Origin of the sequence: Pseudomonas phytophila (assembly GCF_025643095.1) — a bacterium.
Taxonomy (GTDB): Bacteria; Pseudomonadota; Gammaproteobacteria; order Pseudomonadales; family Pseudomonadaceae; genus Aquipseudomonas; species Aquipseudomonas quasicaspiana.
This window is the reverse complement of sequence record NZ_CP081201.1, coordinates 5,310,981-5,324,976: the sequence shown is the minus strand read 5'-3', so window position 1 is coordinate 5,324,976 and position 13,996 is coordinate 5,310,981. Positions and strand designations below refer to the sequence as shown.

Annotated in this window: 15 protein-coding genes; 8 read left to right on the top strand and 7 right to left on the bottom strand. The window is 54.9% G+C overall.

The features are described from left to right. The first annotated feature begins 100 nt into the window (after positions 1 to 100). Both K3169_RS24080 and trxB read left to right on the top strand, forming a co-directional pair. Positions 101 to 700 carry a peroxiredoxin gene (locus K3169_RS24080; RefSeq protein ID WP_027899561.1) on the top strand — a complete coding sequence of 200 codons (600 nt, stop codon included), beginning with the start codon at positions 101 to 103 and terminating at the stop codon, positions 698 to 700. A gap of 141 nt (positions 701 to 841) precedes the next feature. Beyond that, positions 842 to 1,804, top strand: a complete 963-nt coding sequence (gene trxB, locus K3169_RS24075) for a thioredoxin-disulfide reductase (protein ID WP_027899562.1) — start codon at positions 842 to 844, stop codon at positions 1,802 to 1,804. A 260-nt stretch (positions 1,805 to 2,064) separates the two neighbouring features. Here trxB and K3169_RS24070 read toward each other — a convergent pair whose 3' ends face one another. The 4 genes from K3169_RS24070 to K3169_RS24055 form a co-directional block, all read right to left on the bottom strand. After that, a complete protein-coding gene (locus tag K3169_RS24070; protein ID WP_263268337.1) occupies positions 2,065 to 2,406 on the bottom strand; it encodes a HopJ type III effector protein in 342 nt (113 codons plus the stop codon). Continuing rightward, positions 2,399 to 2,695 (bottom strand): DUF1244 domain-containing protein, encoded by a 297-nt coding sequence (locus K3169_RS24065; RefSeq protein ID WP_099270462.1) that lies wholly within the window; start codon positions 2,693 to 2,695, stop codon positions 2,399 to 2,401. Before K3169_RS24065 ends, K3169_RS24070 begins: the two co-directional genes overlap by 8 nt. A gap of 75 nt (positions 2,696 to 2,770) precedes the next feature. After that, a complete protein-coding gene (gene folM / locus K3169_RS24060) occupies positions 2,771 to 3,469 on the bottom strand; it encodes a dihydromonapterin reductase (RefSeq protein ID WP_231677637.1) in 699 nt (232 codons plus the stop codon). Positions 3,470 to 3,642: 173 nt separating this feature from the next. Beyond that, positions 3,643 to 4,212, bottom strand: a complete 570-nt coding sequence (locus K3169_RS24055) for an antibiotic biosynthesis monooxygenase (protein ID WP_027899566.1) — start codon at positions 4,210 to 4,212, stop codon at positions 3,643 to 3,645. A gap of 237 nt (positions 4,213 to 4,449) precedes the next feature. Between K3169_RS24055 and K3169_RS24050 the strand changes: the two genes are divergently transcribed. Beyond that, entirely contained in the window at positions 4,450 to 5,400 is a 951-nt protein-coding gene (locus K3169_RS24050; RefSeq protein ID WP_231677639.1) for a MerR family transcriptional regulator, read from the top strand. A 9-nt stretch (positions 5,401 to 5,409) separates the two neighbouring features. Here the strand turns inward: K3169_RS24050 and K3169_RS24045 are convergent, their stop codons facing one another. Beyond that, the gene (locus tag K3169_RS24045) at positions 5,410 to 6,018 is read right to left on the bottom strand and encodes a hypothetical protein (RefSeq protein WP_027899568.1); all 609 of its coding nucleotides are present in this window, start codon (positions 6,016 to 6,018) and stop codon (positions 5,410 to 5,412) included. A 69-nt stretch (positions 6,019 to 6,087) separates the two neighbouring features. Continuing rightward, a complete protein-coding gene (locus tag K3169_RS24040) occupies positions 6,088 to 6,534 on the bottom strand; it encodes a PAS sensor domain-containing protein (RefSeq protein ID WP_027899569.1) in 447 nt (148 codons plus the stop codon). Positions 6,535 to 6,632: 98 nt separating this feature from the next. On the opposite strand from K3169_RS24040, the gene K3169_RS24035 reads away from it, so the two are divergent. From K3169_RS24035 to K3169_RS24015, 5 genes are all read left to right on the top strand, one after another. Next, entirely contained in the window at positions 6,633 to 7,088 is a 456-nt protein-coding gene (locus tag K3169_RS24035) for a flavodoxin (RefSeq protein ID WP_027899570.1), read from the top strand. A 128-nt stretch (positions 7,089 to 7,216) separates the two neighbouring features. Continuing rightward, positions 7,217 to 8,128 carry an SDR family oxidoreductase gene (locus tag K3169_RS24030; protein ID WP_263268332.1) on the top strand — a complete coding sequence of 304 codons (912 nt, stop codon included), beginning with the start codon at positions 7,217 to 7,219 and terminating at the stop codon, positions 8,126 to 8,128. Between the two features lie 636 nt (positions 8,129 to 8,764). Further along, on the top strand, positions 8,765 to 9,328 hold the full coding sequence (locus tag K3169_RS24025; RefSeq protein ID WP_141562239.1) for a hypothetical protein: 564 nt from the start codon (positions 8,765 to 8,767) through the stop codon (positions 9,326 to 9,328). 350 nt (positions 9,329 to 9,678) lie between these two features. After that, a complete protein-coding gene (locus K3169_RS24020) occupies positions 9,679 to 10,467 on the top strand; it encodes a hypothetical protein (RefSeq protein ID WP_263268331.1) in 789 nt (262 codons plus the stop codon). Beyond that, positions 10,437 to 13,115 (top strand): dermonecrotic toxin domain-containing protein, encoded by a 2,679-nt coding sequence (locus K3169_RS24015; RefSeq protein WP_263268329.1) that lies wholly within the window; start codon positions 10,437 to 10,439, stop codon positions 13,113 to 13,115. Before K3169_RS24020 ends, K3169_RS24015 begins: the two co-directional genes overlap by 31 nt. Here the strand turns inward: K3169_RS24015 and K3169_RS24010 are convergent. Further along, positions 13,112 to 13,915, bottom strand: coding sequence for a SirB1 family protein (locus tag K3169_RS24010; RefSeq protein WP_263268327.1), 804 nt, complete (start codon positions 13,913 to 13,915; stop codon positions 13,112 to 13,114). The two genes, K3169_RS24015 and K3169_RS24010, sit on opposite strands and share 4 nt — an antisense overlap. Between the last annotated feature and the right edge of the window lie 81 nt (positions 13,916 to 13,996).

Below are 13,996 nucleotides of genomic sequence, written 5' to 3'. Positions count from 1 at the left end.
GGATTGTGAAACGATATTTCCTTAATCTTTGCAGCCCCGATAGGCTGGCCACCAATTTCTCAACCTATCCCTTTCAAATTTGATCCTCCAAGGAGACATCATGAGCGTACTGGTAAACAAACAGGCACCGGATTTCGATTCAGCAGCAGTGCTGGGCGACGGCTCCATCGTTGACAGCTTCAAACTGTCCTCGCTGCGTGGCAAATACGTTGTGCTGTTTTTCTGGCCTCTGGATTTCACCTTCGTTTGCCCTTCGGAAATCATCGCCCATAACAACCGCATCGCTAAATTCCGCGAGCTGGGTGTTGAAGTGGTAGGTGTTTCCATCGACTCGCAGTTCACTCACTACGCATGGCGCAGCACCCCGGTAGAGAAAGGCGGCATCGGCGAAGTCGAGTTCACCATGGTTGCTGACGTCAAGCACGAGATCACCCGCGCTTACGGCATCGAGCATGATGCTGGCGTAGCACTGCGTGCTTCGTTCCTGATCGACCGTGAAGGCGTTGTTCAACATCAGGTGGTGAACAACCTGCCACTGGGTCGTGACGTTGAAGACATGATCCGTCTGGTCGAAGCGCTGCAGTTCACCGAAGAACACGGCGAAGTTTGCCCAGCGGGCTGGCGTCCGGGTCAAAAAGGCATGAAAGCTGACGCAAAAGGCGTTGCTGATTACCTGGCCGAAAACGCTACTAGCCTGTAACACGTTGCTGCGGCTTCGGTCGCAGCCTCAATTTTTCCAGGATTGCCGTGTTTCTGAGCCTTCCCCAAGTGCTTATCGGCGATCCTTTTTATTCCAGCCGGTACGACCACGGCGTCAATGGTCGGTCGATAGGAGTCTGTCATGTCTGATGTACGTCATTCCCGGGTAATCATTCTCGGCTCTGGCCCTGCCGGTTACAGCGCTGCGGTATATGCCGCGCGTGCCAATCTCAAGCCTTTGCTGATCACCGGCATGCAGGCTGGCGGTCAGTTGACCACCACCACCGAGGTTGATAACTGGCCTGGCGATCCGCATGGTTTGACCGGCCCGGTGTTGATGGAGCGTATGCGTGAACACGCTGAGCGTTTCGAGACTGAAATCGTCTTCGACCACATCAATGCTGTTGATCTGGCTGGCAAGCCGTTCAGCCTGAAAGGCGACAGCGGCACCTACACCTGCGACGCGTTGATCATCGCTACCGGTGCGAGCGCTCGCTACCTGGGCCTGCCTTCTGAAGAAGCCTTCATGGGCAAAGGTGTTTCGGCCTGCGCAACCTGCGACGGTTTCTTCTACCGTAACCGTGAAGTGGCGGTAGTGGGCGGTGGCAACACTGCTGTTGAGGAAGCGCTGTATCTGGCTAACATCGCCAGCAAAGTGACTCTGGTTCACCGTCGCGAGACTTTCCGCGCCGAGAAGATCCTGATCGACAAGCTGCATGCCCGGGTTGCCGAAGGCAAGATCGAGCTCAAGCTGAACGCCACACTGGATGAAGTGCTGGGCGATAACATGGGTGTGACTGGCGCACGTCTGAAGAACAACGACGGCAGCACCTCCGAGCTGAAAGTGGATGGTGTGTTTATCGCCATTGGCCACACGCCAAACACTTCACTGTTCGAAGGCCAACTGGCATTGAAAGACGGTTACATGGTTGTGCAGGGCGGCCGTGAGGGCAATGCCACTGCAACAAGCGTTGAGGGTGTGTTTGCGGCAGGCGACGTGGCTGACCACGTTTACCGTCAAGCAATCACTTCGGCTGGCGCAGGCTGCATGGCTGCACTGGATACCGAGCGGTATCTGGACGGCCTGGCGAACGCTTCGTTCTGATAGCGGCTGTTCAGCAGCAATAAAAAAACCGGCCCAGGCCGGTTTTTTTTTGACGCGAAACTCCCGCATGGGGTCCCGCGATCTCCTTGATACAGCGCTGTCGGTGGAGAAAACACTTAATTCTGTAGGAGTGAGCTTGCTCGCGATAGCGTTAGGTCAGACGATCATTTCTCTACAGATCTACCGCTATCGCGAGCAAGCTCACTCCTACAGGAAAGCGTTTCAATTCATATACTTATCTTGTTTTTGATCCTGCAGGCTCAAGCCTTGCGCGTCAGCGGCTCGCCCGCGAACTTCACGCCTGCCAACCCATTGGCGATCAGTGCACGGATATTGCCGTGATCGCTGCCGTCTGGCGTAGCGACAACCGAACGGTAATGTTCGCCAAAAGCCAATAGCGCCTGTTCGTCGCTCAGGCCTTCCAGCAGCGCCAGGCCCAATGTCTTGCATGAGCCTTCGTTCTGGCCAGCAGCGTTTACCACGCCGCCGTTGGTAAACGCCTGTGGCTGGTAATCATAGCCAGCGGCGATGAATGCCAGGGTGTCAGCGAAGAGATGTTCGCCGCTGTCGAGGCTGGCGCGCAGGGTGTTCAGATCAGTCATGCTTGGTTTCCTTGGCAAACGTCGCTTGCTGCTCGACGCTGGCTTCTTTCTGGTATTGGGCTTTCCACTCGCTATACGGCATGCCGTAAACCACTTCGCGAGCCTCATCGAGGCTGACCTCAATGTGTTTCTCGTCGGCGGCTGCCTTGTACCACTTGGACAGGCAATTACGGCAGAAGCCGGACAGGTTCATCAAATCGATATTCTGCACATCCTTGCGGCTGTCCAGATGCGCAACGAGCCTGCGAAAGGCCGCTGCTTCGAGTTCAAGGCGTTGTTGGTCAGTCATATCATTCCTGCCACTTTCAATGGGGGGAGGCGAAGCATGATAGCCCCGCCAACATGAGGGATTTGAAGCGCGTTTTCAAATCCCTTTCTTGAGATGCCGGCCGCCATTAACGACCACGCTGCTTCCAGTGCTGTATTGCGTATTGAGCAGATAGAACACCGCATCGATCAAAGGTCTGGAGCCGGGTTCGAACTCGAGCAAGGCTTTTTTAAGTGTCTGGCTGCGATAGGCCTCATCGCTGTTTTCCTTGAGGATCAGCAGGCCCGGCAAGACGGCGTTGACCCGGATATCAGGCGCGAGCTTTTCGGCGAACGACAGAACCATGTTCTGCAGTGCAGCTTTCGTCGCTGCGTAGGCGATATGGCTTTTACTGCCTCGCGATGAGGTTTCATCGCAGATATGGATGATGTCCGACTTCTCGCTCATGGTCAGCAGGGGGGCCAACTCATGATTCAAGTGATAGGGCGCTTCCATGTGCAGCTTGAACATGGTGTTCAGATTGTCGACGCCGTCATCGAGCCAAAGTGACGCGTTATGAATCACGGCTCGAAGAGCGGTGTAATTGGCTTTCAGATAGCCGACAAGTGCCATCCGGTCTTCTGCAAGTAGCAGGTCCGTCTGAAACGAGACTATGTTCGGGTGTTCAGGGGTGTGCGCAATGCTGCGGCTGGCGTTGACTACGAAGTGGCCCGCTTTGGCCAGTTCGATTGCTAACTCGAGCCCCACGCGCTGGCTAGCACCAGTAATCAGGATCGGAGCTTGAGGAAAAACCATCTTGCGCTCGCGGATAGTATGAGAGAGAAACAAGATGTAACTGTAACAAAGTTTAAAGGTGCTTGCTCTACTCCGGACAGGTCAGAGACGAGAGCAAGCAGAAGGCCCATCCGCCCCTGAAAACCTCTATCGGCACCTGCTATTGAAATGTGGCTGCAAGGCCGAACGCTTCGTTACCGGCTGGCTGCTGATTCCGATCGCGCTGGCTGCTCAGGCCCGGTTGGATTCAGCCAGCCGGCCAGCAGATGGGTCGACAGCGGGATGAACCAGAAGACCATCAGCGGCGTGAGGATCATTGTGCTGATCATGATGCGTGGTACCAATTGCCAGTCATTGAGCAACGGGCCGAGCACGAAGTTGAACAGCAGCGACACCGGAAAGAATGCCAGCCAGATGGCTACGGCCTGCTTCCAGCGTGGTGGGCGTTGGCCAGCAGCGCCGAACCAGCCGTCGATCCCGCTGACGCGATGCTCTGAAGGTTGTGCAAACAGGCCGCTGCCACGCACCAACCAGGAGCTTCGGGAGGCGGAATGCTCCCAGGCGTGCATGGTTTCAGCGTCGGCAAAGCGGAAAATAATCTGGAATTCGTCGTCTCCGGGTGGCGGCGCGAGCACGCCTGAGCCCAGATAACCGGGAAAGTCGGTGGCCAGTCTTTCGCCTTCATGCAGCCAGGCGATCAGCTCCTGATAGCGGCCATGGGCAACGCGGCGTGCAACCAGCAAGGTGACGGGAGTGGTAGACATTATGTATCTCCGATAAACGAGTGAGATTCCCGGGTAAGGAAGTCACATGACGCAGCTCCGGGGTGGTGGGCGGCGTCAGCTTCGTTGTTCAAGCAAGCAAGGATTATTCCTGAAATCCTTGAATAAGCTATAGGGCGGCAGTAATTCCCTGACGAATAGCCTTCTCAGGCCCTGTTTTTGCGAAATAAGCCCGGTGCAGGCGTACAATGCGCCGATTGTTTTCAAGCGATCCTCGTCATGACTGAATCCGCTACTGGCCTGGACCCTTGCTCCGGACTAAAGCAAGAAGAACTCTTCCCCATTCGCGAAGTGTCCCGTATCACGGGCATCAACCCGGTTACCTTGCGTGCCTGGGAGCGGCGCTATGGTCTGATTCAGCCGACTCGCACAGAAAGCGGGCATCGTCTTTACTCACAGGCCGATATCGACGAAGTGCGAAGCATTCTTGGCTGGATCGAGCGCGGTGTCGCGGTGAGCAAAGTCGGCAAGATTCTGGAGAAAACCAATGACGTCCGGCTCCAGGCATCGGCACTTGATAGCGATGTTCTGCCCGGTGACTGGGCGCAATTGCAGCAGCAGATAAAACAGGCAGTAGGGACGTTTGATGAAGCGCGCCTTGAGCAACTCTACGGCCGGGTCTTCTCGACTTATCCGCTGACGGTGGTGTTCGAAGACATTTTTCTGCCGGTCTGGCGAGAGTTGCTGCTGCACCATGATCAGTTCGGTCAGGCCAGTGAGTGGCTGTTTCTGGACAACTTCCTGCGTGCACGAACATCGCAGCGCTTGCAGTTCGCTCGTGGCTCGGCTGCGCACAAGGTCATTCTCGCTGCCGTGCCTGAGCAGTGCCGGGAACTGGAGCTGTGGGTTGCCGGGCTATTGATTGGCAGCCCGGATCTGGACATTCAAGTGCTGGCCCTCGGGCAGCCACTGGAAGAACTGACGCTGGTGTGCGGCAAGGTCGAGCCCGTAGCCGTGGTGCTCTACAGCAATCATCCGCCAGCCCCGGACTTTTCTCGTCGTCTGAAGCGTCTCTCGCTGGCACTGGATTGTCCGCTGCTGTTGGCGGGCGAAGGGGCGGATCTTGCCCGTGAAGAGCTGGAGGGCTCGCCGGTTGCCTGCATCGGCAGCGAGGGGGTCGCCATGCAGCGTGGGCTGCAATTGTTTCTGAAGGGGCGTCTTGATAGCTGAGGGTAATGCTTATCCGCGGTGCATCGTCGGGTACATCTTGCGATGCTGTTGCAGGATGTACTGACGCAGACGTTCAGTGTCTTCCTTGTTCCGGTCGCTCAACCGGTAAGCTGCCAGACCTGACTCGGTAAGACGCTCGAAAGCGCCTCGCATGGAAATCGGCGCGTGCCCTGGTGGAACGAACCAGGCGTTGAAGAGCTTGGGAGGCCGCGTGGTCTTGCGGTGTTCCAGTAGCACGCCTTTGAACGAAATCTCATGCACCCACAGCGCGGTCTGTGCGCCTTTCTCTGTCTCCAGCGCTACCGGTTCCGGCAGCGTCAGACGCCATGGACGGATGCGTGGCCCTTCCTCGAAGATAGACGGTGCGCCCAGTTCCAGATGCAGCGCGTGAAATTCGTCTTCCACCAGGTGCAGCGGGAAAGTCATTTGCTGGTTATCGAACTGCGCCTGGATCGTGACTTGCTCATGAGCAGCCAGACGTGTCAGCAAATCCTGAATTTGCCTTCCGCCGTTCACAGTCAGGCTACGTGTCGCATCGCGCACGTTCAGCTTGGGGTTGTGCTGCATGCTCTGGATGAAATCCAGCTCAGCCTGAGTGAGTAGCGTTTCGTGGGGCATGATGGAGCTCGAAGGAACCCGTTATTGAGGAAGCAGACCTTTAATTCAACGTTTTGTTACATCCATTCGTCAACTTTTCAATGAATCTATTTCTTCGCGTGCCAGTTTCAGCTCCGCTTCCAGCTGCAGCACTCGCTGTTCGGCTTCGATCTGCTGCGTGACGTTTTTCTGGATACCGATGAAATAAGTCAGCTGATCAGCTTCATTGAACACGGGCGTGATCGACAGTTCATTCCAGAACAGGCTGCCATCCTTGCGGTAATTGCGCACGATCTGGCGGCACGGCTGTTTGTTGATCAACGCTTCGCGAATATGGTCCAGCGCCGCCTGATGGCGGTCGTCACCCTGCAGGAAACGGCAATCCTGATACAGAATGTCGTCGACGGCATAGCCCGTCAGGGTTTCGAATGCCTTGTTGGCATAAATGAGGATATTGTCCTCACCTTCCTGCTCGGCGACGACGATACCGTCGTTGGAGGCGTCAACTACTAGCTGCAGCAGTTTTGCGTTGATCATAAAAGTATCCGGAGCGAAGAAGCAAAGTCCGCATTCTAGGTCATGAGGCCACTTGGGGCATAATGCCAAACGTTTTTTACGTTGCTACAGGATGATTCATGAAAGTCGCCATTATTTCCGGTTCGGTCTACGGATCGGCTGAAGAAGTCGCTCGTCATGCCGGGAAGATCCTGCGTGACGCTGGTTTTGAAGTCTTGCACAACCCTCGCGTGACCCTGGCCGAGCTTCAGGCCTTTGAGCCGCAAGCGCTACTGGGCGTGACATCGACCACCGGTATGGGCGAGCTGCCCGATAATATTCAGGCTATTTATTCGCAGATTCGCGACGTATTGCCAGCTGCCTGGCGCGGTCTGCCGGGCGCAGTGATCGCGTTGGGCGACGCCAGCTATGGCGACACTTTCTGTGGCGGGGGCGAGCTGATTCGTGAGCTGTTTGCCGAGCTGGGTGTGAATGAAGTCCAGGAAATGCTGCGTCTGGATGGCAGTGAAAGCGTCACTCCGGAGACCGACGCCGAACCTTGGCTGGCTACGCTGATCGAGCGGTTGCGCGCCTGACACTGCGTGCGGGACTTCTAAATTATCCCGCTCCGTTATCGCGCACTATTCAGCATCGATTGTGTTGATTGTGACTGCTGCATGGGTGGATGACACTGGTCTCTTGCAATCCTTTGCCGGAGTCAATCATGAGTCATGCCATTCATTTTGAAGACAAGGTCGTCATTGTCACGGGGGCAGGCGGCGGCCTTGGCCGTGCTCATGCTCTGTTGTTCGCCCGTCACGGTGCGCGTGTGGTGGTCAACGACCTTGGCGGTTCGGCGCACGGTGAGGGCGCCAATGCTTCGGCAGCCGACCGCGTTGTAGCCGAAATTCGTGAGGCGGGCGGTATCGCTGTCGCCAACCATGACTCGGTGACCGACGGCGACAAAATCGTCCAGAACGCTCTGGACGATTTTGGACGTGTTGATGTGCTGGTGAACAACGCCGGTATCTTGCGCGACAAGTCCTTTGCGAAGATGGATGACGCCGACTGGGATCTGGTTTACCGGGTTCATGTGGAAGGCGCTTACAAAGTGACCCATGCCGCCTGGCCGCACCTGCGTGAGCAGAATTACGGCAGGGTGATTTTCACCTCATCCACTTCCGGTATTTACGGCAACTTTGGCCAGTCCAATTATGCGATGGCCAAGTTAGGCCTTTATGGGTTGACTCGTACCCTGGCGCTGGAGGGACGTAAAAACAATATATTGGTCAACGCTATCGCTCCCACCGGCGGAACCCGCATGACCGAAGGGCTGCTCCCGCCTGACGTGTTCGAACTGCTCAAGCCGGAACTGGTCAGCCCGTTGGTGGTGTATCTGGGCAGCGAAACGTGTCAGGACACCGCAGGTTTATTCGAAGTGGGTGGCGGCTGGATCGGCAAGGTTCGCTGGGAACGCAGTCTTGGTGCGGGCTTCGATCCCCGTGCCGGCTTCAGCCCGGAAGACGTCGCAGCTCAATGGCAAGTTATCAGTGACTTCAATGAAGCGGTCCATCCGCAGGACAACATGGAAGCACTTAAAGAAATGATGGCTCATTTGCAGAAGTATGCAGTGTGAGTGGTGCTAATTGAGTGGCGAAAGGCGCTCTTGCGGAGCGATGGATCCGTAGGAGTTGTCCGGTACCCCTGACACCTCGCTGTCGCCCAGCAAACGGGGCCCTGTAGGAGCGCGCTTGGTCTGGGCAGCGTTCGGACGATGCGGTGCGTCAGCGGAAAATGCGTTGCCTGACCCAATACAATCGCGGGCAAGCGCGCTCCTACAGAAAATGTATTTCAATCCAGCGGTTTGCATGTTGCTTGATGAGAGCTGCCCCGGTGTCGATGGCACCGCGCTGTCTCGCCTGTAGGAGCTGCCGAAGGCTGCGATCGCGGTGTGTCAGGATGAATGTTTCGCAGCCTTCGGCAGCTCCTACAGAAAACGTATTTCCATTTCCGAGTGGGCATTCTTTTTGACAAGAGTGGTGGATGTGTTCGTCAGGCGCTGTTATGGGGGAGCAGGATGAAAACTTATAATGGTGATATTTCCTATGTTATTAATAAGTTGTCTGAAATATATTGATGCTGTGTAAGGCTTTTCCACTTCAAATGTAGTACTTCTCTGGATTTTAAATCTGCAGTCCATCCCCTATAAAGTCTGCGTGTCAGGCACCGATATGCTCCTCGATACAGGAACTTTCATTGCAGGAGCATGATCATGAGCCGATGGTATATTCCAGAACTTCCACCCGTAACTTTTAAACCATTACCCACTCAACCTGCCGTCAGGCATCGTGCCGCTGAAGTCAGTCGAATGCTTGACGAGATCGGCGAAAATCGTACGGCGCTTAACACGACAAAGATGGAGTTAGGCAAGCTAAAACCGATGTTCAAAGGCTTTAATCCGGAAAGTATCAGCTCCTCTGGTCTCGATAAAGTTGGCAAGCAACTCTATTCATTTGGCTTGATTGATAATCTGACTGCCGATTTGTTAGGTCGCGCTGCGCTGGAGTTTGATAAAGACGGTAATCCCTCTAACCCCGATGAAGAAATAAATGTGCTGGAGTTTTTCGTTACGCAGATTGATGAGATAAAGGCGAAGTCTCTTAAAGGCGATAAATACGCAAAGCTGTTGATGCCTGATTATGTGCGAGCCGTACACGTATTGAAGTGCCTGCAGCACTTCGGTGCCACGGGCGACAGCTACGACAGCGTTACACGCAAACGTCGGGAGGATGCAGGTGAAATTCCCAAGCAACAAGCTTTGAAGCCTATCAGGTAGTGGCGAAAAAAAGCCGCTGCACGGGCAGCGGCTAAATATTACGCAGATCCAGGAGCTTCAAAATCAACGTGGGCCGGATGATAGTGACTCGCTGGACCCTGAAAAAGAGTGGTTCGAGATATGGAGTGTTGCAGTAAACGCAATGGTCGCTACGGGATTGCTTACAGCCACCGGTAAAGCGTCTGTCAGGCTAACTCGCGTTTCCCGTCAATTTCTGTCCTCGGGGGCATCAATAGATACCGCAAAATAGATCCATCGAACGCGTCTTATGAACGTGTTTTCGGCGGTTCACGTGTTCTTTCATTTGGCTGGATGCCTCTTGGACGTGACCGCTCTATTGGAGCTCTATCATGAATGATCTTTCTGTCGCATCGCGTTTCACGTCCTCGGGTTCTGTTTCGTCCTCTTCGCAAATATCCTTTTCTCTGGGCCGACTGTGTGAAGCCTCAGCCCAGGCAGCCGAATTAATTTCTTCTTTGCCAGGCTTGCGTCAAGCGGCGCGAACACTCATAGGCGCAGCTCTGCTCAAGGCTGGGGTCGATTACAACCCTGACATCCTGTTTCTCAATGAACGAACCACGGACGGTACGTTGTTGCGTTCGATCTCTCTCACGGACGGGATGATTCAAACGCTTATTGACGGCATGGATGTATCTCACAGTGATCTCGTTGCGCTGTATACCCGCCACGACACCGTGGATGAAGCGTTTCTGGCAAGGAACATCGACGATGAGGGTCTCAAGGCAATATTAACTTACACCCGTGAGCGCCTGTCTGAACACTATCTAAATGAGCTGGATGAGTTCTGGTCGCAGGGTATAAAAGATCCGGATTCTGCGGGGCAGCTTATTACGCGTCAAAAGCTCTGGGCTTCTCTACAGCGCACTGCATGTCTCAGTGAGGTGGAGATAAGCCACCTTGGCGGCAATCTGGACGAGCAGGACAAAAGCCGGCTGGACTGGATAATTGATGATCCACTGGCTGAAGGCCTGCACCGTGTTTCGTTGGTCATGCCGGGTCATGCGCCTGCTTTGTTGCACAGTACTTTCGTGATCAACTTGAAGCCTCAGGCCGACGAAACGCCAAGTCTGGCAAGCAGTTTGGGTCGGTGTTTTTACTCTCCGCCAGGCACGGCGTAGAAAAATTCAGCTCGCTTTCATTGCTCAGCGAAAAGCTCCTCGAACGATTCTCCGATCCAGGAGCCCGCAGCGACTTGCTAGAAGACCTTTTACTGTCACAAGCCGACCTGTTTTCGGAGGCCTCGGACATTGGGATTCAGTACAGCCCGACCTCTGATTTGGTAAGCAATCTGGTCAAGGCATTGCGGGTCAGGCAACAGGAGGATCTTCACTTCCTGATCGAGAGCAGCCGTGGCGAAAGTGTTTCGGGATTTCTGAACGCTGTGAACACGTCTCAGACTTTCGCCCCCCTCGACGAGTCGCGGCGGCAAAGCGTTCACTCGCACATGCAACGCCTGCAAGCCTTGAACACGCCACGCTGGTTGAAGCACGCCAGTAATAATGAAAAGGCTGACTATGACGTATTCGACAGTGAATACCGTGGCCGTGCCCAAGCGGCAAGCCACCTGTTTGCGGGGCTGGAATCGCTCGAGGACTATGCGTTACTGAAAGTCGATGACTATGTTCGGCAGCATCTTGGTTACCGGGTGGACACTCGAAAAGTATTCATTATCTTGAAAGATCGATGGTCTTCCCCGACAGGCGATTTGAGTCCCGTTTATCGCAAGTCGCTGTTTGAATATGCGTTGAATGGCCTGCCGTTGATTACTGCGGAATCTGACGCCCGCGTGGAGCTACCTCGGGGTAGCAGTCACCCTGGGTTTACCTTTGAGTTTGTCAAAGAGCTGGTTGCTGATCTGGACTTGCGGCACCGCTATCGGCAAGCGCTTGAGGCTTGTTACCGTCAGCCTGATACCCAGCGAGCACTATTGCATCAACGTGACAGTGGACTGGCGCTGAGTACCTGGGCAGCAAAACTGCAGCACCATATTTCGGACAAGAGCGTGGAATTGGTCTGGGCGTTGCGGGGTGATGTTCAAGAGCAAGGAGTTACGCGTAAAACCGGAGCACTGGAAGTCGGGAAGATGGGTAATCAGTTACGCGATGTCATTGTGTTCAGCGAAGAAACCAGCACGGATCAACACTATGTGCTTTACGCACCCGGTGCGCCTGGTGGGCGCGATATGTTCGAGTTTCGCAGTTGGCGTCACCTCTACCATGAAGTTGCGAAATGGTCAGCCACGCCTAGTGGCCGGGAATACCTCATCGCTCAATCTGCGCCCGTTTTTCAGGATGCCACCGCCGCGTTCATGCAAGCCGTCAGTCAGAAGCCGACCTTGTGGAATCAAGAGGATGTGCGTTCTGTTGCCATGCCGGAGCCAGACTTTCAGGGCATTATGTCCGCGTTGATAAGCAAGAAACTCGATTATCAATTGGCCGAACTGCCCAGGGTCGTCGGGGGCGAACGGAATACCTCAACCTATACATATCGCCGACAGTTGGCGTTGTGCGAAGCTCGAATCGATTTTCTGCAGAAACGCTACAAAAACAGTATGCAGCTTATTTCCTATCGTCATTTTGCCCGTCTCTCGGGAGAGATCTACATCTCGAATGTTTTGAAAAGAATGGGGGTCGAGCTGATCGTCAATACGGATACGGTTTATTTCGATTTAAATAGCCGCACTCGAAAGCTTCAACCTGATTTTGGCCCTCACACTGATCTGGTCTCCCTGACGCAGTTGCTCATGAATGACTTTATCTACAATCTGGATGAGCGAGCGCCCATGTATTCCTCCACGGGGCAGGATCTTTCAGAGTTGTCCATGCCGGTTATAAGAGAAGTGCTGGCCGCGCCACTTGGCGAGCGATACATCGAAATACTCAAGGAAGACTACAGTGACCGGCAGCAGCCCGAGCATGCGAAGAGGAGGGCGCTATTTGCTCAAAGAAGTTTCTATCAGATGCGGCGTGACGTGGTCATCACCTATCTGGAGCAAGGGTTCACCGAGGCACAGTATCAATGGGCTATAAGCCTGCTCTCGACGGTCTATCCGGATCAATCTGGCCGGAATGGGACGTCAGGTGCAGGTAACAGTTCGCTCAACCAACTGTACCTGAACGGATGCTTGATCGAGGGGGTGTTCGCTTTCAAAACCAATGGCACTGGTGACGCAGATTACAATCTGATTTATACGCCTGACGCGCCCGACGGCATTCGCTTCAGAAATTACGGTATTTTCATTTCCACCCTGAACTCTCCAGGGATGGATACTTATTATTACAATCGGGTCAGTTATAAAAATCAGCCGGCTATTGGCACGTTCTTCTCGGCACTGGTCAAAAATCCACAGCAGGCACTCAAGTCGCTGACCATTGGAACCAATGACCAGGTTCAAGACCTGCAGGCTCTGCATGACGCCATGATCGAGCGCATGATCCAGGACGTGGATGAGCAATCGCTCAGCAAGGCAGAGACCTTCGCTGAAAACCTTTACACGCTGGTTAAGTGGACTGGCACGATTCTGCTGCTTCCATTCCCGCCTGCTGCGCTGGCGTGGAGCTTGCTCAATACCTCTATCGGTCTTGCCCGGGGATACCTGGCTTATCTTGATGGGGACCGGGCCGCAGCAACTCCGTATTATGTCTGGGGCGTCTTTGGCCTGGTGCTTGGCGCTTCGGGTGCAAAAGACCTCGCACAATCGAGCGCTGGTCTGGGGTACAAAGCATTGGGATGGGCGTTGCGCAAATCACATCCCGGTTTTGCTTAATGAATCGCCCTTCCATGAGGTAACTGGCCCAATCGTTCGGTGAGTCTCAAGCGCTGAACGGCGTCGTCACTCAACATCAAGGCATGCTCCAGGTCGTAACGCTCGGCCTGGGGACATTCCAGCGTGCGATACAAGCTGGCGCGGGCGAGATAGTCGGCGGTGGTTGCCGGGCCCAGTTCCATCACGCGATTTGCGTCCTTGAGAGCGCCCAGAAAATCATCATTGATCTGATGCAGGTGTCGCAGGTTGCGCGACAGGCGTTGCAGCATATTGACTTCGGTGGCCCGCGCCATGTGTTCGGCGCGCAACGACATGTCCGGCCCGAACTGGCGCGCCAGCAACTCACGACAGTCTTTGGGATAAAGCCTGCGGCCGCCGCAGGGGTCCAACAGATGATCGGCACCCGGTACCCGCAGCAGAAAATGCCCCGGGAAGCTCACACCTTCGAGCTTGATATCCAGACGTCTGGCAAGCTCCATCGCCACTAGCGCCAGGCCGAGTGGCTGGCCTCGACGGCGCTCCAGGACTTTATGCAACAACGCCGAGTGCGGTTTTGGCGGATTCCAGTCGTCCTGAGCAAAGCCAAGTGTATTGAGCTGTCGCAGTAAGGGCTGAGCAAGCTCCGAGACGGGTAAATCCGGCAGGGCGGCTCTGACCTGTCGCAACAGGTCATCCATGCAGTTGAGCGCCAGTTCGGGCGTGAACTGCTGATCATGCTCGGCGGATATCCACAGCGCCGCTTCGAAAACATCGCACGGTGTTCGTTGCAGGCAAGCCAGGCAGTGTTGGCGTGGTGTCATGTCGCTCTCCGAGCAGACCTTGGCAGTCATGACCTGTTTTAGACCCACTGATGCTTTTCGTCCAGCGCCAAATAGCCCCGT

Bases quoted from the DNA above. Each gene is read 5' to 3' on its own strand.
- K3169_RS24080 (WP_027899561.1), top strand. From the start codon at position 101: ATGAGCGTACTGGTAAACAAACAGGCACCGGATTTCGATTCAGCAGCA.
- trxB (WP_027899562.1), top strand. From the start codon at position 842: ATGTCTGATGTACGTCATTCCCGGGTAATCATTCTCGGCTCTGGCCCT.
- K3169_RS24070 (WP_263268337.1), bottom strand. From the start codon at position 2,406: ATGACTGATCTGAACACCCTGCGCGCCAGCCTCGACAGCGGCGAACAT.
- K3169_RS24065 (WP_099270462.1), bottom strand. From the start codon at position 2,695: ATGACTGACCAACAACGCCTTGAACTCGAAGCAGCGGCCTTTCGCAGG.
- folM (WP_231677637.1), bottom strand. From the start codon at position 3,469: ATGGTTTTTCCTCAAGCTCCGATCCTGATTACTGGTGCTAGCCAGCGC.
- K3169_RS24055 (WP_027899566.1), bottom strand. From the start codon at position 4,212: ATGTCTACCACTCCCGTCACCTTGCTGGTTGCACGCCGCGTTGCCCAT.
- K3169_RS24050 (WP_231677639.1), top strand. From the start codon at position 4,450: ATGACTGAATCCGCTACTGGCCTGGACCCTTGCTCCGGACTAAAGCAA.
- K3169_RS24045 (WP_027899568.1), bottom strand. From the start codon at position 6,018: ATGCCCCACGAAACGCTACTCACTCAGGCTGAGCTGGATTTCATCCAG.
- K3169_RS24040 (WP_027899569.1), bottom strand. From the start codon at position 6,534: ATGATCAACGCAAAACTGCTGCAGCTAGTAGTTGACGCCTCCAACGAC.
- K3169_RS24035 (WP_027899570.1), top strand. From the start codon at position 6,633: ATGAAAGTCGCCATTATTTCCGGTTCGGTCTACGGATCGGCTGAAGAA.
- K3169_RS24030 (WP_263268332.1), top strand. From the start codon at position 7,217: ATGAGTCATGCCATTCATTTTGAAGACAAGGTCGTCATTGTCACGGGG.
- K3169_RS24025 (WP_141562239.1), top strand. From the start codon at position 8,765: ATGAGCCGATGGTATATTCCAGAACTTCCACCCGTAACTTTTAAACCA.
- K3169_RS24020 (WP_263268331.1), top strand. From the start codon at position 9,679: ATGAATGATCTTTCTGTCGCATCGCGTTTCACGTCCTCGGGTTCTGTT.
- K3169_RS24010 (WP_263268327.1), bottom strand. From the start codon at position 13,915: ATGACACCACGCCAACACTGCCTGGCTTGCCTGCAACGAACACCGTGC.